Source organism: Litorivivens sp. (assembly GCF_057445395.1).
This window is the reverse complement of record NZ_JBVBUV010000007.1, coordinates 1-21914: the sequence shown is the minus strand read 5'-3', so window position 1 is coordinate 21914 and position 21914 is coordinate 1. Positions and strand designations below refer to the sequence as shown.

Sequence of the window (21914 nt, the reverse complement as noted above, 5' to 3'; positions counted from 1 at the left end):
TATACAGCCACTAGAACGTCATAAAATCCGGCGTATTGAATTTCCAGCTTTTTACTTCCGCCCTTTCCTTAATCCGCCAGCCTTTATCCGTTCTTACATATTTGTCGACATACCATAGCCCCAGCATAAACACATGGGTTGGCTGGTCGTCGCCCATCGACATTTCCATGGGGTTGAAACACATCACCCGACCTTCGGCTTCGTCACCATTGAGCTTGATCTGAATATTGGCGTTAAGGTGCTGGGAGTTGGGGAATGCGGGCAGTGCCTGCTTCAGGAAGTCGATGGTGGTATTAACGTCGCCGACCGAGCCATCAAAGGCGCTGTAATCTATATGGGCATCTTCCGTAAAGACATCCCGCAATTCATCAGCGGCCTTGCGGTCTATAATATCAGCGTAGTGGAACAGCAGATCCTGAATTTCAAAACGATCTGAGATTTCCTGTTGGGACAGCATACGGCGGCTCCTTTATTATGATTACTCATGACATAAAGTCATAGCTTAGAAGCCCCCGCGCTTTCCCGCCTCACCCCAATGGGGGAAGCCTCATCCGCTTACACATTAAGTATCTTGAGCGTATTGGTACAGCCCCCCACACCGACGTTATCGCCGTGTGTAAACAATACCGTGTCGCCAGTGTTTACCAGCCCCTTGTCGCGCAAGTGTGCCACCACCGCCGGAATCAACTCTTCCGGGGTATATTTTGCTGTCTCCATATAGACCGGTCGGACACCCCGATATAAACATACTCGATTGCAGGTGGTCTGATGGCCACTCACCGCGTAGATCGGTAGCCCGGAGCTGATGCGAGACATCAGCAAAGGCGTTTTGCCAGATTCCGTCAGTGCAATAAGGGCCTTCACCCCTTGCAGGTGATTTGCCGTGTACATGGCACCCATCGCAACGGCCTCTTCAGCGCTGACGAATTCACGATCCATGCGATGACCGGAACGCCTTATCGATGGCGACTGCTCCGCACCTACACAAGTACTTGCCATGGCCTCGACCGTCTCTACCGGATATTGGCCGGCAGCAGTTTCAGCCGAAAGCATAACCGCGTCGGTACCATCGAGCACGGCATTGGCCACATCAAACACTTCTGCACGAGTGGGCAGCGGGCTGGAAATCATCGATTCCATCATCTGGGTCGCGGTGATGACCACCCGGTTAAGCTGCCGCGCCCGCTTTATCATCAGCTTCTGATAGGCAATGAGATTAGCATCGCCAATCTCGACACCAAGATCTCCCCGCGCCACCATAATGCCGTCACAGGCTTCAATTAACGCATCAAGGGTTGCTGGATCCGCCACCGCTTCCGCCCGCTCAACTTTGCCGATGACGTCGGCTATGCAACCGGCCTTGGTCAATTCACTGCGAGCATATTCGATATCTGCGGCACCGCTGGGAAATGAGATTGCCACGTAATCCAGCGCCAACTCGGCAGCCACTTTGACGTCCTGCAGATCTTTTGCCGTTAACGCCGGAGCTGACAGACCACCGCCCAATTTGTTAATCCCCTTACGCGATTTAAGGGTGCCTGTGCTTTCGGAGCGGGTGTGCACGCGATTGCCTTCCACCTTCTCGACCACTAGCCGGAACCGGCCATCGTCAAGCAGCAGAATATCACCGGCCGATACACTTTCCGGCAAAGGAGGATAATCCACCCCAACATGCCCGCTGTCGCCGGCACCGTCCTCAAGATCGGTATCGAGCACCAGCGTCTGGGCTTTTTTCAAGGCAATTGCATCGTCAGGCAATTTACGCAATCGAATCTTGGGGCCTTGCAAGTCACCCAGCAGCGCCACGTGCCGCCCCAGCTCGGCCGCCAACTCTCGAATCCGGTGAGCGCGTTGGCGCTGCTCATCGGCCAGGCCGTGAGAAAAATTAAGCCGAAACACATTAACGCCCGCCTTGATAAGGGCTGAGAGGGTTTCAACACTGTCGGAAGCTGGGCCGATGGTTGCGACAATTTTCGTTCTGCGCATGAAGGGTTTCTACTGACCTCAAATTGATGGTATTAACCCATCCATTATGTCTGAGTTGAGGCGAAAAATCAGTGTTGTGCCAGAGACCTGCTGATCAAACGGACGATTTTCACGCAATTGCGCAATGCTATGCTTGTCTCCACCAATTGATTCTGCAACCCACCGCCGCGCTTCGGGAGTATTTATGGCTAAGGTCTATGCACTGGAAGGGGTTATCCCCGTCGTTCACCCCAGCAGCTTTGTACACCCCGAAGCGGTGTTGATTGGTGACGTACGCATCGGCGCCCACTGTTTTATCGGCCCGTTTGCCTGCCTGCGCGGCGACTTTGGCATTGTGGAAGTCCACGACGGTGCCAATGTGCAGGATCACTGCATGCTGCACAGCTTTCCCGAAAAAAAGGTCGTGGTGGAAGAGCTTGGCCATATCGGTCACGGCGCGGTGCTTCACGGCTGCATCGTAAAACGTAATGCATTAGTGGGCATCAATGCCACAGTGATGGACGGGGTGGTCGTAGGCGAAGAGGCTTTTGTAGGCGGCAACGCCTTTGTCAAAGCCGGTTTCGAAATCCCGCCTCGAACGCTGGTATCCGGCGTACCCGCGCGAATTGTGCGCACACTGACCAACGAGGAAATTGGCTGGAAAACTCACGGCACCGAGCAATACCAGCATCTGACTGATCGCTACTTTGGCAGCTTCGAAGCGGTCGCGCCGCTTCCCGAAATGGAAGAAAATCGACCCAGCCTGCAGTGTGACCGAACAACATCAATGGCTCTCCACGAACTGAAAAAGCAGTGACGCTTGCACGTTGTAGCCACGCAAGGGTATGGTTTCACCCTTTCAATAATGGAGTGATGCAATGGCCATGGAAGAGTCACTCAATGTATTCGGTGAACCCCTGCTTCCCTGCAGCGAAGACCCCGTAACAGGTTTCTTTCGCGACGGCTGCTGCAATACCAGCGCTGAAGATCTGGGCTCACATACCGTATGCGTGGAAATGTCCCAAGAGTTTCTAGAATATTCTCGCTTTCGCGGCAACGATTTATCCACCCCCGCCCCGCAATTTGGCTTTCCCGGTCTCCAACCCGGCGACCGCTGGTGTCTTTGCGCTGCGCGCTGGCTGGAAGCCCACGAGCAAAACATGGCGCCACGGGTATTTCTGCAACGCACCCATCAGAAAGCTCTCGATACGGTCCCTCTCTCTGTACTCCGCCGCTTTGCTGCTGACCTGAATTGATAATGCAACTCGCCGCTTGAGGCGATGGCGACACTGCATGGTGGTGCTATAGTTTCGGCCAACAAACCATAAGGAAGGGAGGAAACCGCATGTCTGAACTGGGATTCTGGTCATTTGCCCGCAAAGACCCCTCACCACTGGCTCTGGTCGCACCCGACGGCAAGCAATACACCCGTGGCGATCTGCTCAACACCGCCAACCAGGTGGTTCACGGCCTGCGTGCACTGGGCATGCAGCGCGGAGATGCCGTTGCGATGATGCTGCCAAACTGCGCCGAGTTTTATCACATTTACCTGGCAGCAACCCAGGCCGGTTTTTACATGGTACCCATCAACTGGCACTTGGCTGGACCGGAAGTCGCCTACATTCTTGAAGATTCGGAATCCAAAGTCTTCATCACCCACGAGCGTGTTGCAAAAGCTGCCACCACTGCGGCGCGCGAGGCCGGCTTTAACACCGCGAATGCTTTTGCCGTGGGCAATATTGACGGCTTCCGCAGCTTTGCTGACTTGATCGACGGACAACCGACTACCCTCCCGGAAGATCGCAGTGCCGGTCAGGTCATGAACTACACTTCAGGCACCACCGGCAAGCCTAAAGGCGTAAAACGCCCCTTGCCCGACATGTCACCTGAAGATCTCTACGGTCTGATGGCCATGTTCCTGATGCTGTTTGGCATACAACCGGAAGATGGCAACGTCCATTTCTGTGGCTCTCCTCTCTACCACACAGCGGTCTTGCAGTTCTCGGGCAACTCGCTGCACATGGGCCACACCGTGGTACTCGTCGACAAATGGGATCCGGAAGAAAACCTGGCGCTGATCGAAAAACACAAAGTAACAACCAGCCATATGGTACCTACGCAATTTACCCGTATGCTGAAACTGCCCGAGGACGTGCGCAAGAAATACGATGTGTCGTCTACCCGACATATGATTCACGCAGCAGCCCCCTGCCCACCCGACATTAAACGCCAGATGCTCGAATGGTGGGGCAATAGTATTTATGAATACTACGCCGGCACTGAAGGTGGCGGTACGCTGTGCACACCGGAGGGCTGGCTCGCGCACCCTGGCTCCGTTGGCTGCGCCTGGATGGGCAGCGAAGTAAAAATATACGATGACGAAGGCAACGAGCTCGGTCCGAACGAAACCGGCACCATCTACATGAAGTTGATGGATAACAGCGATTTTGAATACAAGGGTGACAAGGAAAAAACCAAGAAAAACCGTATCGGCAACTTCTTCACCCTAGGCGATGTTGGCCATCTCGACGAAGATGGCTACCTGTTTCTCAGCGACCGCAAGATAGACATGATCATCTCCGGCGGTGCCAACATCTACCCGGCAGAAATCGAAAATGTACTGATCCTGCACGACAAGGTGAACGACTGTGCCGTCTTTGGGGTACCCAATGAAGATTGGGGCGAAGAAATCAAAGCCGTGGTTCAGCCGATCGCCGGTGTTGAAGCCTCCGATGAACTCAGCGCTGAAATTATGTCCTTTCTGGAAGAGCGTCTGGCACGCATGAAACTGCCCCGGACCATCGATTATCTGGACGAACTGCCCAGAGACCCGAATGGTAAGCTCTATAAAAGACGGCTGCGTGACCCCTACTGGGTAGGACACGAGAAAAAAGTCTGAACTAACGCCAGCTACTCAGAGCCCGCCGTTGTTGCGGGCTTTTCTTTATCTGGAGAACGCCAACGACTGATTCCCATTTCTTCTACGTAAATTTGCACACTGGTCTCGCCGTTTGCCAGGATAAAATGACGAAATGCCTGCCCCTCAGGTGTAGCGTAAAAGCGCGGTGACAGCATTGCCACACCATGCCCTTTCTCGTCAAAAGTATGCGCGATATGAATGCTGTCCTGCAACACAGGCGCCAACCTCTTGATCGCAACCGACGAGCTGGTCAACCCATCTATGTCGCCGTCGAGCAGCGCCACGGTGGCCTGAATATGATCTCGGTAGGGAATCACCACAAAGCCACCCGGCAAGACCTTTCTCAGATCAACCTCGGACGCACGCACGCCAGGGATCACCCCTACCCGCCGTATGTTTTCCAGTGAACTGCGGTCGCGTGTGTACAAATAGATACTCTGATCCGTCAGCGCAACCACATGGTAACCACACTCGCGTTCAAACTGACGCATGGCAGTGCCGTAACTGCCCATGACCACATCATACTTTTCGCTGGCGCAAGTTCTGCTCAACGCGGGAAAATTGTTGCCATACTTTGGCCGGTAGTTGCGGCCAACCGCCGTAAAAAATTCGTCAAAAAACGGCTTTAAATGGCTGTGGGTTTGCTGAGCGCCAAAGATGGATTGCACCCATAACTGCACGGTCTCGGAGGAATGTGCAGGAGCACAGAGCAGTACCGCGAATAAAAACGCCGCGCTGTAACGTGCCGCTATCGAGTGAGTCCCACCGCGCAAGAAATTCAATCCACCGCCTCGCAAGCTCGTGCAAAACTTTATGATAGTGGAGTTTAAGCGAATGGCTATACCGATTTACCGAAACCCGCCGTGGCGACGGGTTGCGTCTACGGCTAGGATTGTGACGATGCTTTGCCGCGCAACTGACGCTCAGGCGGCGGCGCACCTATATGCGCTTCACGGCGCTGTTTGGCAAGCTCAACCTGCTTTTGGCGCTCACGAAACCGGGCTTTTTGATCGTCCGTTAGTTCGTCGAAGCAATGCGGACATGCCACGCCTTTTTCATAAAACTCGCTCTGCTTGTCCTCATCACTGATCGGACGGCGGCAGCCGTGGCACTGGTCGAAACTACCGGCTGATAGATCGTGCTTTACGGTTACCCGATTATCAAAAACGAAACACTCACCCTGCCAGAGGCTTTCTTCTGGCGACACTTCTTCCAGGTATTTGAGAATACCGCCTTCCAGGTGGTACACCTCTTCAAAACCCTGCTGTTTCATGTACGACGATGCTTTTTCACAGCGGATGCCACCGGTACAGAACATGGCCACCTTTTTGTGCTTACTCGGATCGACATTCTGCTCAACGTATTCGGGAAATTCACGGAAGGTTTTCGTACGCGGATCTACTGCCCCTTTAAACGAACCGATTTCCACCTCATAGTCATTTCGGGTATCAATCAGCAGCACGTCCGGATCGGCGATCAACGCATTCCAATCTTTTGGCTTTACATAAGTTCCCACCACGTCGTTCGGATCAATACCGTCCACTCCCATGGTGACAATTTCTTTTTTCAGCTTAACTTTCATTCGGTAGAAAGGCTGTGTTTCGTCGTAAGATTCCTTCCACTGCAGTTCAGCCATCCGCGGGTCCGCGCGCAGATACCCAATCACCGCATCAATTCCCTCACGAGAGCCCGCAATGGTGCCGTTGATGCCCTCTTTCGCGAGTAGCAAGGTACCTTTGATATTCTCGGCCTGGCAGCGCTCCAGCAACGGCTCGCGTATCGCTTCGAAATCGTCGAGCGTCACAAACCGGTAGAGGGCCGCAACGACTATCTTGTTGTCCACCGTTACTGCCCCTCGCGCTTGCTGCCACCCAAGCAATCAGGTGAATCCGGCGCCTGACCAGAGCGCGCCAACCACTCTTCTGGCGTGTAGGTATGCAGCGCCAGTGCATGAACAGGACCAGCCAGTTCTACCTGCAGCGCACCATAAACGGCCTGATGCCGAGCTACTTTGCGCATGCCGTCAAAACATTGCGCAACCGCCACCACTTTGAAGTGGGTTTCTGAATTCGGCGGTACCGAGTGCATATGGCTCTCGTTCTCGACCTGGAGAAGGCTGGGCGACAGGGAAGCTTTAAGTTTCTGCTCGATGGCCTGTTGTACTTGCATGGTTTTCTACAGCGCATAAAAAATGGGCGCCCATTATACCGATTTGAGTGCTGCGCTGTACTATCGCCGAGGCAGCGGGCGTACCGCCCAACCGTAATGCTTACGATTTTATTAATTCACTGGCCGATCGGACAGCCAAATGCTTAACTAGGCGCCTAATGACAACCACAAAGCGCAGACAACCCATGACATACCCCGCCAGCTTCGCACTCGCACTGATTGCCCTGCTATCGTTGAACAACACTACGTATGGGGCACCCGTTAGCCAGCAGCGGCTCCTGGACGCCGACAGCGATGCCGACAACTGGTTAAGCCATGGCCGCACCTACCACGAGCAGCGCTTTTCACCGCTCAAGCAAATTAACGACAGTAATGCCGACCAACTCGGCTTGGCCTGGTATTTCGAAACTGACACACATCTGGGGTTAGAAACCACACCGCTGGTGATAGATGGCGTGATGTATTTCACCGGCGCCTGGAGCAACGCCTACGCTATCGATGCCAAGACTGGCGCTTTGTTATGGCACTTTGACCCTGAGGTACCAAGGGAAAAAAGCATCACCGCCTGCTGTGGCGTCGTGAACCGCGGCATGGCCGCCTGGGAAGACAAGCTCTACCTTGGCACCGTCGACGGCCGCCTGATAGCGCTCGACCAGCACACCGGCAAGCCACTTTGGTCTTCACAAACCACCGACCCCGCCCAAGCCTACTCCATAACGGGTGCTCCCCGCGCCGCCAAAGGTCTCGTATTTATCGGTAACGGCGGCAGTGAATTCGGCACCCGTGGTTACGTCAGCGCCTACGATGCAGATACCGGCGAAATGCGTTGGCGCTGGTATACCATTCCTGGCAATCCGGAGGAGGGCTTTGAAAATGAAGCGATGGCCCGTGCCGCCAAAACCTGGAATGGCCAATGGTGGCAATTTGGCGGTGGCGGCACTGTATGGGATGCCATCGTCTATGACCCCGAGCTGGACCAACTGTATATCGGTGTTGGTAACGGCGCCCCCCACAACCGGCGCATCCGTAGCCCCGGCGGTGGCGACAACCTGTACCTAAGCTCCGTTGTCGCCCTCAACCCGGACACCGGCGACTACCTCTGGCACTACCAGGAGGTGCCCGCCGACAATTGGGATTACACCGCCTCACAACAGATTACCCTCGCCGACATTCAGTGGCAGGGTGAGCCGCGCAAGGTCATCGTGCACGCTCCCAAAGCCGGATTTGTCTACCTGATTGACCGCCTCGACGGACAATTACTGTCGGCTGAGCCATTCACCACGGTCACCTGGGCCAGCCACTACGACATGAAAACCGGCCGCCCGGTGGAAGTTGACGGCCAGGATTACGATGGCAAACCCGCCATGGTTTACCCTTCCGCTATCGGCGGCCACAACTGGCAGCCGATGGCTTACAGCCCGCTAACCAAATACCTCTATATCCCGGAGTTGGATATGGGGATGCCCTTTGAGGAAATCAAAGCACCCGACTACAAGCACCTCAAGCGTCACTTCAATACCGGCTACGAACTTACACAAGATGCCGCCTCTCAACGTTTCACCCAGGCACTGCTGAAATACTTGCCCAAATCCCACTTACTGGCGTGGGATGTAGAGCAGGCCAAAGTTGCCTGGAAAGTTCCACATCCCAATATTCACAACGGCGGCATTGTAGCCACCGCTGGCAATCTGGTATTTCAGGGCACCTCAGACGGGCGTTTTTTGGCGGTGCGCGCCGATAATGGTGAAGTGCTGTGGACCTTCCACGCGCAGAACAGCATTCTGCCCGGCCCGGTCAGCTATGCAGTCGATGGCGAACAGTACATCGCCGTCGCCGTTGGTCGCGGTGGCGCTCTGACCATGAATACCGGCAAAAGTTACCCCACAACGAACCCGAACAACCGCATCATGGCCTTCAAACTCAACGCTACGGCTACCCTACCCCCGGTGAGCCAACCCAAGCGACCGGTGCCGCCTCCCAAAACAGGCATGAGTGAAGCCGATATTGAAGAAGGCCGCCGGCTGTTTGACCGTTTCTGCGCGCGCTGCCATGGCGCTGCGGTCGTGGGCGATGGTTCCATACCCGACCTGCGTTATCTGGAGCCTGTCTGGCACGAAAATTTTGAAGCCGTCGTGCTTAAAGGCCTGATGGAAAAAGCCGGAATGCCGCGCTTTGACGAGGTACTGGACGAGAAACAGGTTAAAAAGGTACATGCCTACGTGATAGAGCGCGCCCATGAAGATCACGCGCTGCGACAGGAACGCGGCTGGTGGGCCGAGTTGAAAAACACGGTAACCGATCTCGGCGCACGCCTACTGGCATGGCTAATCCGCATCACCACCAGCTAACACCAAAAACCGGGGTCGTAACGAGTATTTTTTAACCAGATCGATCATAAAATACGCGTTACGACCCCGGTTTTATTTTTGTTAAAACAGGGTTTTCATGGTGCCGCCGTCGACCGTGACCGTTTCACCGTTAATGTAGCTCGCTGCCGGCGATAGCAGAAACGCTGCGACCCGGGCAAATTCTTCAGGTTCACCAAATCGCCCCATCGGAACCTGCGCTTCCATCTGTGCACGCTGCTCGTCACCAGATATGCCTTTTCCTTTAGCCTGGTTTGCAACCAGCGCTTTAATCCTGTCGGTCTCAACAATCCCGGGCACGATGGTGTTGACACGTACACCTTGCGGCGCCAACGAACGCGACAAACTCTTTGCCAGACTTGCCACACCGGAACGCATTACATTTGACAGCAACAGAAAGTCGATAGGTTCCTTTACCGATGATGATGTCATAAACAGAATATTGCCGTGACGGCTTTTCAGTCCCGGCAAGGCAGCACGTACCAGTCGCACAGCGCTCAATAGCGTCAGCTCAAAAGCAGCTTGCCAAGCCTCATCATCGAAATCATCAAAACCGCCAGGCGGCGGACCACCGGCATTAACCACCAGGGCATCAATAGCCCCGAATCGCTCTCCAGTGGCCGCTACCCAGGCTTTGATATCAACCGGATTTTTAACGTCACACTTTACGGCCAGACAATCGCCGAGAATGGTGCCAGCCTCTGCAATGGCAGCAGGATCACTGCTGGCAATACTCAAATTGGCTCCCTCATCGCGCAGGCAGCGGGCGATGGCAAAGCCCAGCCCTCGGCTGGCGCCCGCCACCATGACGGTTTTTCCGGCTAAATCCAGTTCCATTTACTATTCTCCTGTTCAATGTTGACACGCTGCTTGCCTTGCGGCGTCTTTTCAATAAAAATGGCGCACTTGTCGCTAATTACAGCCACCAACGCTCGATTTTATGCCTGCCGAAGGGCTTGGCATCCATTCTTGCGTCCACACTGAAGACAGCAATAGCGCCAGCATATATACTCAGCGAAAACATCGCTCAATTCGACGGACACGAAACCGATATTTCACTATGAGCAATAACAGCAGTTCAAATTATCACCACGGCAACCTGCGCGAAGAATTACTCACGCAGGCCGAAAAACATCTGCTAGATGGCGGCGTCAACGAACTCAGTCTGCGCGCACTGGCACGAGAAATAGGCGTTTCCCAAACAGCGCCCTATCGCCATTTCAAAGACAAAAATGCCCTGCTGGCTGCGTTGGCAACAGAAGGCTTTAGCCGACTGCTCGAGGTGTTGAACTCCGCCAGCACTGACGACCCAATTGACGATCTCATGAAACTCGGCATCGCCTATGTGCATTTCGCACAGGAAAACACCGAGATTTTCCGCCTGATGTTCGGCCCTGTGCTGCTACCACGAAAACAGTATACCGAGCTGTTTGCCGCTGGCCGAGAAGCGTTTTATCACGTACAGAGCATTATTGAGCGCGGCGCAAAAATGGGCGTGTTTGGCAAAGACGATATCCCCAGTATGGCTCACACAGCGTGGGCGGGCGTACACGGCGTGGCTACACTGATCCTGGATCACGGCGATAGCTTTGGTTATTACCACGACCTAGAAAGCCAAGCCGAGAAATCGCTGCGCATTATCGTAGAAGGCCTGAAATATCACCCTCCCGTATCCGCTCCGGCGGCGTAACGCTAGAGCCTGCGCAATACCTGCAAGGGCGGTGACGCTATCACCGCCCGGCAAAACCACCACCCTGACACAGCTACCACCAAACCTGCCCCGATAGGCGCCACCACCCAGAACAATGGGTGCCAATTAGCGCTCATATCAAGCAATCGGGTTTGTACGATATACAAGGTAATTTCCGCCCCAATTGCCGCCAACACACCCGCACTGACGCCAATTAATGCAAATTCTGCCAGCAGGCAACTTCGTATCAACTGCCTGGAAGCGCCAAGCGTTCTCAGAATCGCATTTTCGTGCAGCCGGCTGTCCAGGCTGGCCTGAATATTCGCCACCCCCACCAGCAACGCGCAAGCAATAATCAGTGTCAGCACCAGCTCCAGTGCAGCACTAACCTGCGCCACTACCGTGCGGGCTTGCTCAATCACCGCATCCATTTCGATCAGCGTAATCGTGGGAAAGCGGCGTAACAGATCATTCAGCACCACCTTGTCTGCTTTCTCGAGATGAAAGCTGGTGATAGACGACGAGGGATAGTTTTCCAACACCCCCGGCTCAAACAGCAAGAAAAAGTTGGGCCGCATGCTGTCCCAACTTAATTTCCGCAAACTGGTTACCTCTGCCTCCAGGGGCAGACCGCCAATCTTGAAGAAAACGCGAGACCCCAGCTCAAGCCCAAGGCGTTCAGCAAATTCAATTTCTACCGACACCCGGGGCAGCTGAGCCGGCGCTGACTCCCACCATTGCCCCGCCACCAGCTCATTGTCTTCTGGCAGCGCGTCGCTCCAACTCAGGTTGATTTCCCGGTTTACACTGCTGCGATTGGCATCAATATCCGGAATCTTCTCCAGCGCCTCGCCATTAATTTCAACCAGACGCCCGCGCACCATCGGGTAGAGCCCGGCACTGCGAATACCCTGCTGGGTAAACCACTCATCCACAGACTCAACCTGATCGGGCGCTATATTCACGAGAAAATGGTTCGGCGTGTCCGCAGGCAACTGCAGTTCCCACTCTTTCAGCAAGCTCGATCGCGCCGCAATGATGCACAGCAAAACCATCAACGCTAGCGCCAAGCTGACCACCTGGAAAGCATTGGCCTGCCGCCGCCGATACATAGCTGACAAGGCCAGACGCACCACGCCGCCGGCCCCTGCCGCCCAACGCCGCAAATTTGAAAACAGACGCAGCACCAATGCTCCTGCCAGCCCCAACACCACCACGATACCCGCCAACACGGCACTAACCAGCACCAGCGATTGGGTGTACCACAGCATTAACAGAAACAGGCCACCAATCCCGAGCAGTGCGCTGACGCCGGCACTGAGGTTTTCATTGCCAATATCGCGCCGTAGTACCCGCAGCGGCGGCACATGACGCAGACGCAGAATCGGCGGCAGCGCAAAAGCCAACACACACAGGGTCGCTGTGACCGCACCCGCCACCAGCGGCCGCAGGGTTCCTGCGGGTGGCGTAAAACCGACCAAATCTTTGATCAAGGCAAATAGCGTGTTTTGCACCGCCATACCAAGCCCCCAGCCCAGCGCTGTCGCTAACAAGGCCAGCAGCACGATATTCCCCACATAGAGCCGGGTGATCTGCGCGCTCACCGCCCCTAACGCCTTCATCACGGCCACGGTATCGAGATGGCGCTGACTGTAGCGCCGCGCCGTCAACGCAACCGCCACACCGGCCAGGGCAACGCCGAAGCTGCCAGCCAGCAGCAGAAAACGCTCTGCGCGTTCCAGAGTCTTGGCGATGCGTGGCTGGCTCTCATCGAGCTGCTCCCAACGATCACTCTGTGTGAGCGCCGACTCAAGCCGTGCCTTGACACTTGCCAGTGCGCTTTGCTCGCCCGCAAACAGGTAACGATAATCCACCAGACTTCCGGGCTGAACTACGCCGCTGCGCGCCATATCGTCGACGTTAATCAACACACGCGGCCCCATACCATAAAAGCTGCTGCCACGGTCTGGCTCCGATACCAGTGCCCGCGTTGCGCGCAATGTCAATTCACCCAGCTGGAACGAATCGCCTACCTGCAGACCCATTAGAGGAAAGAGTCGGGAGTCCAACCAGGCTTCACCGGATACTGGAACAGCGTCGGTGTTATAGACATCTCCAAAAGGCATATCACTGATTGCCAGCTCTCCCTTGAGCGGGTAGCCAGCGGAAACCGCTTTGATCGACGCCAGCTGCAGTGACTCACCCGCCACGATCATCGAGCGAAATTCAACAACGAGTGCCTGCGACACCGAATCCGGCACCCGACTTACCACCTGAGGCGCCAAGGCTCGCGGCGTTTTTAATACCAGGTCCGCAGCGAGGAACTTATTGCTCTCACCCACGATGCCTCGCTGCAAACGATCCGCAAAACCCGCCACACCACTGACAATGGTCACCGCCAGAATCAGGGACACCAAAAGCAGCGCTAACTCTCCACCGCGCCATTCACGCACCAACCACTTCAGGTGATTCACGCTGGCCTGTTTCTTCGGGGCACGGTTCGCATTCGATTGCGCTACATTCACTGTGTTATGCAATGCTAGGCTCCAGACTGTCAGCCACAATCGCACCCGCCTCCAGCGTTATGCGCCGCTCGCATCGCTGGGCAAGAATAGGTTCATGCGTAACCAGCACCAGAGTAGTCGTGCTTTCCTTATTCAGGCTAAACAACAAATCATTCACACTGGCGCCCGTGGCCGCATCCAGATTCCCCGTAGGCTCATCGGCAAACAGGATGCCCGGCTGCGGTGCAAAAGCGCGCGCCAGTGCTACTCTCTGCTGCTCTCCACCAGATAGCTGACGGGGATAGTGATCCAGCCGGTGTGACAACCCCACTTTCTCCAAATACTCACGAGATACCTGCGCTGCCTTGCGATCACCGCGCAGCTCCAGCGGCATCATCACATTCTCCAGCGCAGTCAGACCGGGCAACAATTGAAAAGATTGAAATACAAAGCCCACCAGCCGGGCCCGCAATGCCGCCCTTCCATCTTCATTGAGCCCATTGAGATGCTCACCACCGAGCCATATATCGCCGCTGCTAGGCTCGTCCAGCCCAGCCAGCAGGCCGAGCAAGGTGGATTTCCCCGAGCCCGACGGACCGATAATCGCAACCGATTCACCAGACTCAATAGTCAGATTCGCTTCTTTCAGGATACTCAGCTCACTATCGGCTACCTGAACTCGTTTACTCACATTTTCTGCGCGTATCATGACCACCCCAAGGTTGGGCCGCGCAGTAGCGTCGGCCCCATAAAATCTGAATTGTCTTTGTTACGTAAGAATACGCGAATCAGTGCTGCAAGGCGCGCTTTGGCCCCGAATTTTCCCGCCTGATAACAGCGACACACTGCCGTACAAATGCGGTGCTACAAAGCCAGTGCTCGACAGGCCCTTGATTTCGCCGCACCGGCCTTACACTATGCAGTAATATTCGAAACCAGCCTGATGGTTTCACTCTATAGCGGTCACCAGACTGACCGATGCACGTCCGAGCAGACAACCCTCAGGCCCAATAAATTTTACGGAAAACACGTTAGATGAAAACCAGATTTACCGCAGCACTCGTCACCGGATTATCGCTATATTCAAGGCGCGTAATGCTGGCGTACCTGACGCTAATTGCCGCAGCTGCCCAAGCACAGATACTGGTACTGGGTGACAGCATTGGCGCCGGATTTGGCGTCGCCGAAAACCGCAATTGGGTCTCCCTGCTGCAGCAGGAGCTTGCCCCTCGCAAGGTCATAAATGCAAGTATCAGCGGTGATACCAGCAACGGTGCAAAAGCACGGCTTCCCGCGTTGCTATCACACTATCAGCCAGAACTGATTCTACTGGAAGTCGGTGGCAACGATGGCCTGCGTGGCCAACCCACTGCCCTGCTGGAGAAGAACCTCAAGACAATGATTGATTTGGCCCGAAAGGCCGGCAGCGATGTCATTCTGCTGGGCATGCATATTCCCCCGAATTACGGCAAGGCCTATACAGATGCCTTTCACCAGACTTTCCATACTGTCGCGGCCGCCAAGAACGTGCCCTTGCTGCCTTTCCTCCTAGAGGGCATCGCGCTTGATCCCGCCCTGATGCAGGCCGACCGCATCCATCCCAATGAGCAGGCTCAGCGCAAAATACTGGAAAACGTTCTGCCTTTGGTAAAAGCCTCGCTGGACTGAAAACCGGCCAATTAACTCCCCGGGGGTACCCCAGTATTAGTGCCGCACAAAACATTACATAAATTGACACCCCTACATCAATGCGTGTAATGTTTTGACATGCTATCACTGTCGATACAGCCATCCAGTAGCTGCTTGACGCCTCAGCGTCTGATATTGGACTTACTTGATGCCGACCCTCAGGCCATGGCTTTCAGTCGTCGTCTGCTAGCGGCCGGCGGTGTTTTCAACTTCACCAGCAACCAGATGCGGGTCTCTCTATCGCGCCTGGTAAGTGATGGCCTGCTTGAAAAGCCCTCGCGCGGCCTTTACCAATTGAGCGAGCGCGCAGCCAGACTGCGCACAGAAATTCAGCGCTGGCGCCACCTCGAGCAACAGCTCATACCATGGCACGGCAACTGGCTTGCTATCGCCTGCGGCAACCTCGCGGCAGACAGCAGCGCCCATTTTCGTCGTCAGCAACGCGCACTGGCATTGCGTGGCCTGCAGCGTTGGCGCCCGGGCATTTGGGTACGCCCCGACAACCTGCACGGTGGCCTGGAACAGCTAGTGATTGATCTGCAGGCACTTGATCTAGACGCCATTCAAGGCAGCTTCCGTATTGAACAGGCCGACGATAGCTGCCAGCGCGAGCTTATCTCGCTTTGGGACAGCCTCGTCCTCGATAAGGAATACCAGCAGCGCTTGGTGCAATTGCGAGACGCCAACGAGCGCCTGACGAGCGCTAGCCCCGCTCTGCTTTCCGAAACCATGGAACTGGGCAGCGACACCGTCCGCTTCCTCTTAATGGACCCACTGCTGCCAGAAGAACTGGTTAACCACGACAACCGTCGCGCGCTAGTGGCCGCCATGGTGGATTACGACGCCAAGGGCCGAAAACTCTGGCAACAGTTCATCGACGCACTGGAGGCTTAATATGCAACCACCTGCACAGACCCGCGTGTTTGCTTCGCTACTCGACGATGTTCGCGAATCGCGACCACCCCAAGCGCGTCAGGGCACGGCCGACCCAGCGTTTTACACCGACGAACGCTGGTTTCAGGCAGAGCAACGTAAACTTTTTGCAGACACGCCGCTTGTCGTCGGACATGTGTCGATGCTGCCGAATAGTGGTGACCACCTTGTGCATGATCACAGCGGCAAGCCCATACTGCTCGTGCGCGGCAAAGATCAGAAAATACGCGCTTTCTTAAACGTATGCCGGCATCGAGGCGTTCGCCTTAGCAACGCCGATAAGGTTGAAAATCGGACGACTTTTGTGTGCCCTTACCATAACTGGATTTACGATCTCGACGGTAGCCTGCATAAAATTCCACTCAAGGATGAGTGTTTCGATGAATTAGACAAAGATTGCCTTGGACTCACCGAATTACCACTCACCATTCTTGAAGGTTTGATTCTGGTATCTGGCACACCGACGGGCAGCGCCGCACTACCAAATGGTATGGCCGAACTGAAGGAAGATTTTCGCGCTTTTGGACTAGCCGAACATACCTTTTTCAGACAGTCGGTGACCACAAAAGACGCCAATTGGAAGCTGATTATCGAGGCCTTTCTCGACGGCTATCACGTTGTTCGCCTGCACCGTAAAACCGTTGGTCCGTTGTTTCTGGATTGCGTTGCCAAAAGTGAACGCAAAGGTGACAACATCATTTCAGTAGTTGCCCGTCAGGAATTTAGCGATGCTCTCTCACTGCCAGAACAAGACTGGGATTTACGGCATCATGCAAGCTGCGCTTTTTTTCTGTACCCGAACACTACACTAATTGTTCACCCGGATTACATCAGCTACCTAACACTGTTTCCACAGAGCGCCAGCAAAACCGTTTGCGTGCACGGCTGCCTGATTCCAGAACCACCTCAGGATGAAAAAGCCGCTGCACACTGGGAGCGCGCCTACAGTATTATTGAAAACGGTGTGTTTCAGGCTGAAGATCTGTTTGTTTGTGAACAGGCACAAATCGGGATGAGTTCCGGCGCCAATGAGAAACTGCTATTCGGCACCTATGAATCCAGCATTATCGATTTTCATCAGATTTTGGCGGAACAACTCGGCCCTTACCAGGCGCAGTCAGGCTAAACAATGCCAAATGCCGATAGATGACGCGGTAACCCACCGAGATAATCACATCGAGGCTATAGTGCTCCTCGTGCCGCTCGACCGTTCTCCCCCCTCTGTTTGAACTGTCGCAAATTTTGCGTCATTTACCAGACGTTCCAACTCCCGCTCACTGAAGACGTTATTAACGTGCTTGCCGATGGTTTTCACATCACGGCCAAACAGCTCAGCCAGTTGCTGCCGATTTAGCCAGACGGTATCGGCCTGCAGATGCACCTCAATCTGAGTCTGGCCGTCGTCGGACTGGTAAATTTCAATTTGCTTATCTGTGCTCATATCGCCTCCTTGCGATGCTGGCTCGGGTAAAGGGTAATCCTGCCGGAAACCACTGGTTATACCACCTCGGTGATCCGCTTTTCAGCATCGGGAATGGCTCTTAATCTTTAAAGGGAGAAACCCGCATTCATTAGACTGATTTTGCGATGACAAGTTTAATGGAGCTACCGATATCCCACGTAAAGAGGATTATAGGCATACCCGGCCCAGAGATTGAACGGGTAGTACGAACACAAGGTATATAGGTTTGGGCAAAGCCGGGCGTCAGGCCGCCTGGTTCGCTTTATGCTGCTCAAAACGCTGACCAGAAGCAGAGCCAAAGCCAAGTTGCCGGCCTTCATGGCATTGATTAATCAGTTTGTTGATTTGCGTTTAAAACTGACCCGGGATTTGCATTTAAAATTGACCCACCCGATTACGCCAGATTATGGCGCAGCTTTTCCTTTTTTGCCTGTGTTGTTTCCCTCCTGTTGAGTCGTTGAGTTTCGTAATCGGAAGCTGTCATTGCCTGTTTCCAGAATGTGGCAGTGATGAGTGAGCCGATCTAGTAAAGCCGTCGTCATCTTCTCGTCACCAAACACGGTCGACCATTCGCCGAAGCTGAGGTTGGTGGTAATGATGATGCTGGTGCGTTCGTAGAGTTTACTGATCAGGTGGAAGAGCAAGGCACCACCACTCTGACTGAACGGCAGGTAGCCAAGCTCATCGAGTATCACCAGATCGGTATGGATCAAACGATTCGCCAAGCGGCCCTGTTGTCCCGCCTGCTTCTCCAGCTCCAATGCATTGACCAGTTCGATAGTGGCGAGAAACCGGACTCGCAGCCGGTGGTGCTGTATGGCTTGGATGCCAATGGCTGTCGCCAGATGTGTTTTGCCGGTTCCGGGGCCACCCACCAGCACGACGTTATGAGCATCTTCCACAAACTCGCAGCGGTGCAGCGATCGGACGAGTGACTCATCGACCAGACTCTGTGTGAAGTCGAAGCCCGTCAGGTCTCGATACACAGGGAACTTGGCGACCTTCATCTGGTAGTTGATCGAACGGACATCCCGCTCTGAGGATTCTGCTTTGAGCAGGATATCTAAAATCGGCAGTGCCTGCTGATAGGCTGGAGAGGATTGCTCGGCCAGGGTTTTAACCGCATCAGCCATGCCATGTAGCTTCAGGGTTTTGAGGGTGGAGACCACTGCATCAGATTTCATGGCGCGCTCTCCGCAGTTGATCGTAGCGGGCAGTATCCGCCAGCGGTTCGGTGACTAGCTTCAGTGCCGGCGGTGTCCGCAGAGGCTGTGGTCGCTGAGGCTGCTCCAATCGACTCAAACAGTTGAGCACGTGGGCTTTGGAGGGCTCGCCAATCGCCAGCGCTTCACTGATCGCGCGTTCAAGCAAGTGTTCGTCATGCAGCAAGACCAGCGCGAGGATATCCGCCATCTCACGGTCGCCGCCGGGACGTCTGAGCAGAATGGTTTGCAAACGCTTAAAGCTTTCCGGTAACTGCGAGAACGGCGCGCCGTTGCGCAGGGAACCGGGCTTGCGTTGTACGACGCTGAGGTAATGACGCCAGTCGTAGATTGTTTTACCCGGGCCCTGCTTGTCGCGGCTAAACACACGGACATGCTCTGCAACCACCTGCGCTTCTGCCACGATGACTAGCCGCTCGGGATAAACTCTCAGACTAACGTTGCGGTTGGCAAAGCTGGCCGGCACGCTATAGCGATTGTGCTCATGACTGATCAGACAGGTGGATGTTACCCGCTTGTTGGTCTCGATGAAGCCATCGAAGGCGGCGGGCACTGGCATCATCTGCGCCCGTTCATCCTCCAGGCATTCCGCGAGCGAGCGCACCTTGAACTCCGGATGGGCGGTTTCCTGCCAGAGTTCGATGCAGCGGTTATGTAGCCAGTGGTTGAGTTCCTGTAGAGACTTGAAGGTCGGGGCGTCATACCACAGGCCCTGCCGGGCATCACGTACCGCTTTCTCGACTTGGCCCTTCTCCCAGCCTGCCGCTGGATTGCAGAACTCGGCGTCATACAGATAGTGACTCACCATGGCATAGAAGCGCTTGTTCACCTGTCGCTGCTTGCCTCGGCCGACCTTGTCGACAGCCGTCTTCATGTTGTCGTAAATACCGCGTTCGGGAATCCCACCAAAGGCCGAGAAGGCATGGTAGTGGGCATCGAACAACATCTCATGAGTCTGGGTGAGATAGGCTCGCAGGTACGGAGCGCGGCTGTAACTGAGTTTGAAGTGGGCAACCTGAAGTTTGGTACGCACACCGTTGATGGGTTGCCATTCCTCACTCCAGTCGAACTGGAAGGCCTCGCCGGGTGCAAACTCTAGCGGTACATAAGTGCGCTTACTGGCCTGCAGCTTTGCCTCCTGCTGGGCCTCGCGCCACTGCCGGGCAAAGGCTGCTACCCGGTCGTAGGAACCGGTGTAACCCAGTACAACAAGATCGCGATACAGGCGCTTTACCGTGCGCCGTTGCTTGCGGTGCCGCCGCGATTCCTGGAACAGCCAATTGGTCAGCAGCTCCTCATAGTCGTCGAGCTTGCTCGGGCTCTTGCGTACCGGGTAGCTCGGCTCAAGGCCCGGATTGGACAGGTACTTACGGACGGTATTTCTTGATAAACCGGTGCGTCGGGCAACTTCGCGAATGGAAACACCTTCGCGCAAGTGCCAACGCCGGATAACACTGACTAATGCCACGTCTATCACTCCTGAATACCCCTGCTCAAATAATCGGCAGGGAGAGGTTTATACGTGGGTCAATATTCGATGCAAATCCGGGGGATTAGTGGGTCAGTTTTGGATGCAACTCAACAGGCTTGGGTGAAAATGACGTGTACGGTTCATGACGAGTGCTGCTGGCGGGAGTCTGTCGCGAATTTCGCGCAAGTATACATTGTCTCTAGCATCGAGACAATGAAACCATCGTCGTACTCAAATCAGTATTCCGAGCTTCGCAAATGGCTGAAGGCCAAACGTGAGGAGCAGGGTATTACGTTGCGCGAGGCTGCTGGGTTCCTCGATCGACATCACAGCATCATTGGGAAGATCGAGCAGAATCGTAAAAGAATCGACGTCGCAGAGTTCGTAGAATACTGCGAGGCGCTCGGTGTCGATCCACACGAAGGGCTGGACGTATTTATTGATACTCGCCATTTATCCAGTGGGCGAACGAGTAAAGATCGACACTCGGGTTAAACTTCTGACGCACGTCGGCATCTCCAATCGGCAAAACATTATTGCCACAAGGTTCACGAAGCGTGACTTTTGGAGTATGCACTCGGATAATGAAGCGCAAAAGACGTTTCCTAGAGGTAGCGTGACCGACCGGATTAGTCACAAAGCGGTCATCGACTTCCAGAAGCCGATTTACTGCCCTCCGGGGTTGACCCTCTACCTAGGTTAAGGGTTTACTTTAAACAGAAATCAATACTTCTTTGGACACTGAGGCGCAAAGTTGAAACGCAATCGGCTCTTACTGACATTATCCCTCTTTCTGAGCTTGCTGATTCAAGCACAGGGCGTGTTTGCGTGTCAGATTGACGAGTCACACAGCGGCGCCTTGGAGCATTGCTGTTGTGAAGCCGATAACTTGGAGGCCATGTCCTCAGGGCCGGGCTGCTGCGATTTCGGCGTTGAGTGGCAGGTGACGGGGAGCGACCCGGATGACCGCTATGATGCGTTATTTCTGGATATTCAGCCTTTACTGAAGCTGCCTCCCACTGCGCTAGCGTCGCTTCCGCTGTTGCCTAGCCGCGCCGTCCAAGCGGTTTCCTATCTCAAGCCCGAGCCAAGTGATTCACCAAGTGGGCGCAGCACCTATCTGACGACACTTCGACTCCGCATTTAAACATTTCTCACCAAACGGCTGCCTTATCGCAGCCGGATTGTCTGCGCGCGGAGAAAGCGCGCCACACCCAATCTCAAGGTGAGAATGATGAACATCCCCTTTAACGTAGGCGTAATAGCCTTGCTGTTTGCGTTGGTTACGCCAACGCTGCAGGCGAGCAGTGAACGGACAGGCCTTTGCACGAAACCGGCAGCTATCGATGAAAAACAACTTGTTGCGATGTCGCTGGAGTGCGCGCCCTCCATTGAAGCATTCAAAAATACCCTCAAAGCCGCCAACTATGATGTCGATGTTGCCGGCCGTTTCGCTGAACCGCGTCTGGGCATTTCAGTCGCTCCAGAAACGTACGGCCTGGATCAGGTTGACGACGGCTAT

22 protein-coding genes are annotated in these 21914 nt (G+C 54.7%); 11 read left to right on the top strand and 11 right to left on the bottom strand.

The window, feature by feature from the left end:
• Window positions 1–10: 10 nt before the first annotated feature.
• Window positions 11–457, bottom strand: coding sequence for a nuclear transport factor 2 family protein (locus tag AC222A_RS03940; RefSeq protein ID WP_372747477.1), 447 nt, complete (start codon window positions 455–457; stop codon window positions 11–13).
• A 98-nt stretch (window positions 458–555) separates the two neighbouring features.
• Window positions 556–1986 carry a pyruvate kinase gene (pyk, locus tag AC222A_RS03935; protein ID WP_372797742.1) on the bottom strand — a complete coding sequence of 477 codons (1431 nt, stop codon included), beginning with the start codon at window positions 1984–1986 and terminating at the stop codon, window positions 556–558.
• A gap of 184 nt (window positions 1987–2170) precedes the next feature.
• Here pyk and AC222A_RS03930 point away from each other — a divergent pair, with 184 nt between their 5' ends.
• The 3 genes from AC222A_RS03930 (at window position 2171) to AC222A_RS03920 (ending at window position 4864) form a co-directional block, all read left to right on the top strand.
• A complete protein-coding gene (locus tag AC222A_RS03930) occupies window positions 2171–2782 on the top strand; it encodes an acyltransferase (protein WP_372747479.1) in 612 nt (203 codons plus the stop codon).
• A gap of 61 nt (window positions 2783–2843) precedes the next feature.
• The gene (locus AC222A_RS03925; protein ID WP_372747480.1) at window positions 2844–3221 is read left to right on the top strand and encodes a DUF2237 family protein; all 378 of its coding nucleotides are present in this window, start codon (window positions 2844–2846) and stop codon (window positions 3219–3221) included.
• A gap of 89 nt (window positions 3222–3310) precedes the next feature.
• Window positions 3311–4864 carry an acyl-CoA synthetase gene (locus AC222A_RS03920; protein WP_486774650.1) on the top strand — a complete coding sequence of 518 codons (1554 nt, stop codon included), beginning with the start codon at window positions 3311–3313 and terminating at the stop codon, window positions 4862–4864.
• Window positions 4865–4875: 11 nt separating this feature from the next.
• On the opposite strand, the gene AC222A_RS03915 is transcribed toward AC222A_RS03920, so the two are convergent.
• The 3 genes from AC222A_RS03915 to AC222A_RS03905 form a co-directional block, all read right to left on the bottom strand.
• Window positions 4876–5667, bottom strand: a complete 792-nt coding sequence (locus tag AC222A_RS03915; protein WP_372783194.1) for a hypothetical protein — start codon at window positions 5665–5667, stop codon at window positions 4876–4878.
• Window positions 5668–5771: 104 nt separating this feature from the next.
• Entirely contained in the window at window positions 5772–6728 is a 957-nt protein-coding gene (gene trhO, locus AC222A_RS03910; RefSeq protein ID WP_372748746.1) for an oxygen-dependent tRNA uridine(34) hydroxylase TrhO, read from the bottom strand.
• A 2-nt stretch (window positions 6729–6730) separates the two neighbouring features.
• Complete coding sequence (locus tag AC222A_RS03905; RefSeq protein ID WP_372759389.1) at window positions 6731–7054, bottom strand: BolA family protein; 324 nt, start codon at window positions 7052–7054, stop codon at window positions 6731–6733.
• A 185-nt stretch (window positions 7055–7239) separates the two neighbouring features.
• Between AC222A_RS03905 and AC222A_RS03900 the strand changes: the two genes are divergently transcribed.
• The gene (locus tag AC222A_RS03900) at window positions 7240–9402 is read left to right on the top strand and encodes a PQQ-dependent dehydrogenase, methanol/ethanol family (protein WP_486774649.1); all 2163 of its coding nucleotides are present in this window, start codon (window positions 7240–7242) and stop codon (window positions 9400–9402) included.
• Window positions 9403–9483: 81 nt separating this feature from the next.
• Here AC222A_RS03900 and AC222A_RS03895 read toward each other — a convergent pair whose 3' ends face one another.
• Entirely contained in the window at window positions 9484–10257 is a 774-nt protein-coding gene (locus AC222A_RS03895; RefSeq protein WP_372748749.1) for an SDR family oxidoreductase, read from the bottom strand.
• Between the two features lie 223 nt (window positions 10258–10480).
• On the opposite strand from AC222A_RS03895, the gene AC222A_RS03890 reads away from it, so the two are divergent.
• Entirely contained in the window at window positions 10481–11110 is a 630-nt protein-coding gene (locus AC222A_RS03890) for a TetR/AcrR family transcriptional regulator (protein ID WP_372748750.1), read from the top strand.
• A gap of 2 nt (window positions 11111–11112) precedes the next feature.
• On the opposite strand, the gene AC222A_RS03885 is transcribed toward AC222A_RS03890, so the two are convergent.
• Together AC222A_RS03885 and AC222A_RS03880 are read right to left on the bottom strand one after the other, a co-directional pair.
• Window positions 11113–13584 (bottom strand): ABC transporter permease, encoded by a 2472-nt coding sequence (locus tag AC222A_RS03885; RefSeq protein ID WP_372809842.1) that lies wholly within the window; start codon window positions 13582–13584, stop codon window positions 11113–11115.
• 55 nt (window positions 13585–13639) lie between these two features.
• Complete coding sequence (locus AC222A_RS03880) at window positions 13640–14323, bottom strand: ABC transporter ATP-binding protein (RefSeq protein WP_372758982.1); 684 nt, start codon at window positions 14321–14323, stop codon at window positions 13640–13642.
• Between the two features lie 386 nt (window positions 14324–14709).
• Between AC222A_RS03880 and AC222A_RS03875 the strand changes: the two genes are divergently transcribed.
• The 3 genes from AC222A_RS03875 (at window position 14710) to AC222A_RS03865 (ending at window position 17362) form a co-directional block, all read left to right on the top strand.
• Window positions 14710–15282, top strand: a complete 573-nt coding sequence (locus AC222A_RS03875) for an arylesterase (RefSeq protein WP_372750366.1) — start codon at window positions 14710–14712, stop codon at window positions 15280–15282.
• Between the two features lie 156 nt (window positions 15283–15438).
• Entirely contained in the window at window positions 15439–16197 is a 759-nt protein-coding gene (locus AC222A_RS03870; RefSeq protein WP_486774648.1) for a hypothetical protein, read from the top strand.
• Between the two features lies 1 nt (window position 16198).
• Window positions 16199–17362, top strand: a complete 1164-nt coding sequence (locus tag AC222A_RS03865; protein ID WP_372750365.1) for an aromatic ring-hydroxylating oxygenase subunit alpha — start codon at window positions 16199–16201, stop codon at window positions 17360–17362.
• A 45-nt stretch (window positions 17363–17407) separates the two neighbouring features.
• Here the strand turns inward: AC222A_RS03865 and AC222A_RS03860 are convergent, their stop codons facing one another.
• The 3 genes from AC222A_RS03860 to istA form a co-directional block, all read right to left on the bottom strand.
• On the bottom strand, window positions 17408–17677 hold the full coding sequence (locus AC222A_RS03860) for a virulence RhuM family protein (RefSeq protein ID WP_486774647.1): 270 nt from the start codon (window positions 17675–17677) through the stop codon (window positions 17408–17410).
• A gap of 425 nt (window positions 17678–18102) precedes the next feature.
• Window positions 18103–18882, bottom strand: coding sequence for an IS21-like element helper ATPase IstB (gene istB / locus AC222A_RS03855; RefSeq protein ID WP_372750076.1), 780 nt, complete (start codon window positions 18880–18882; stop codon window positions 18103–18105).
• A complete protein-coding gene (istA, locus tag AC222A_RS03850; RefSeq protein WP_372750077.1) occupies window positions 18872–20398 on the bottom strand; it encodes an IS21 family transposase in 1527 nt (508 codons plus the stop codon). The genes istB and istA overlap by 11 nt, the downstream gene beginning before the upstream one ends.
• A 207-nt stretch (window positions 20399–20605) precedes the next feature.
• Here istA and AC222A_RS03845 point away from each other — a divergent pair, with 207 nt between their 5' ends.
• The 3 genes from AC222A_RS03845 to AC222A_RS03835 form a co-directional block, all read left to right on the top strand.
• A complete protein-coding gene (locus AC222A_RS03845) occupies window positions 20606–20887 on the top strand; it encodes a helix-turn-helix domain-containing protein (protein ID WP_372748911.1) in 282 nt (93 codons plus the stop codon).
• 259 nt (window positions 20888–21146) lie between these two features.
• Entirely contained in the window at window positions 21147–21539 is a 393-nt protein-coding gene (locus AC222A_RS03840) for a hypothetical protein (protein ID WP_372748912.1), read from the top strand.
• 84 nt (window positions 21540–21623) lie between these two features.
• On the top strand, window positions 21624–21914 hold a 291-nt coding region (locus AC222A_RS03835; RefSeq protein WP_486774646.1), incomplete at its 3' end, for a hypothetical protein.

Excerpts from the sequence above, each read along its gene's own strand:
- AC222A_RS03940 (WP_372747477.1), bottom strand. The coding sequence starts at position 457 with ATGCTGTCCCAACAGGAAATCTCAGATCGTTTTGAAATTCAGGATCTG.
- pyk (WP_372797742.1), bottom strand. The coding sequence starts at position 1,986 with ATGCGCAGAACGAAAATTGTCGCAACCATCGGCCCAGCTTCCGACAGT.
- AC222A_RS03930 (WP_372747479.1), top strand. The coding sequence starts at position 2,171 with ATGGCTAAGGTCTATGCACTGGAAGGGGTTATCCCCGTCGTTCACCCC.
- AC222A_RS03925 (WP_372747480.1), top strand. The coding sequence starts at position 2,844 with ATGGCCATGGAAGAGTCACTCAATGTATTCGGTGAACCCCTGCTTCCC.
- AC222A_RS03920 (WP_486774650.1), top strand. The coding sequence starts at position 3,311 with ATGTCTGAACTGGGATTCTGGTCATTTGCCCGCAAAGACCCCTCACCA.
- AC222A_RS03905 (WP_372759389.1), bottom strand. The coding sequence starts at position 7,054 with ATGCAAGTACAACAGGCCATCGAGCAGAAACTTAAAGCTTCCCTGTCG.
- AC222A_RS03900 (WP_486774649.1), top strand. The coding sequence starts at position 7,240 with ATGACATACCCCGCCAGCTTCGCACTCGCACTGATTGCCCTGCTATCG.
- AC222A_RS03895 (WP_372748749.1), bottom strand. The coding sequence starts at position 10,257 with ATGGAACTGGATTTAGCCGGAAAAACCGTCATGGTGGCGGGCGCCAGC.
- AC222A_RS03890 (WP_372748750.1), top strand. The coding sequence starts at position 10,481 with ATGAGCAATAACAGCAGTTCAAATTATCACCACGGCAACCTGCGCGAA.
- AC222A_RS03880 (WP_372758982.1), bottom strand. The coding sequence starts at position 14,323 with ATGATACGCGCAGAAAATGTGAGTAAACGAGTTCAGGTAGCCGATAGT.
- AC222A_RS03875 (WP_372750366.1), top strand. The coding sequence starts at position 14,710 with ATGCTGGCGTACCTGACGCTAATTGCCGCAGCTGCCCAAGCACAGATA.
- AC222A_RS03865 (WP_372750365.1), top strand. The coding sequence starts at position 16,199 with ATGCAACCACCTGCACAGACCCGCGTGTTTGCTTCGCTACTCGACGAT.
- AC222A_RS03860 (WP_486774647.1), bottom strand. The coding sequence starts at position 17,677 with ATGAGCACAGATAAGCAAATTGAAATTTACCAGTCCGACGACGGCCAG.
- istB (WP_372750076.1), bottom strand. The coding sequence starts at position 18,882 with ATGAAATCTGATGCAGTGGTCTCCACCCTCAAAACCCTGAAGCTACAT.
- AC222A_RS03845 (WP_372748911.1), top strand. The coding sequence starts at position 20,606 with ATGAAACCATCGTCGTACTCAAATCAGTATTCCGAGCTTCGCAAATGG.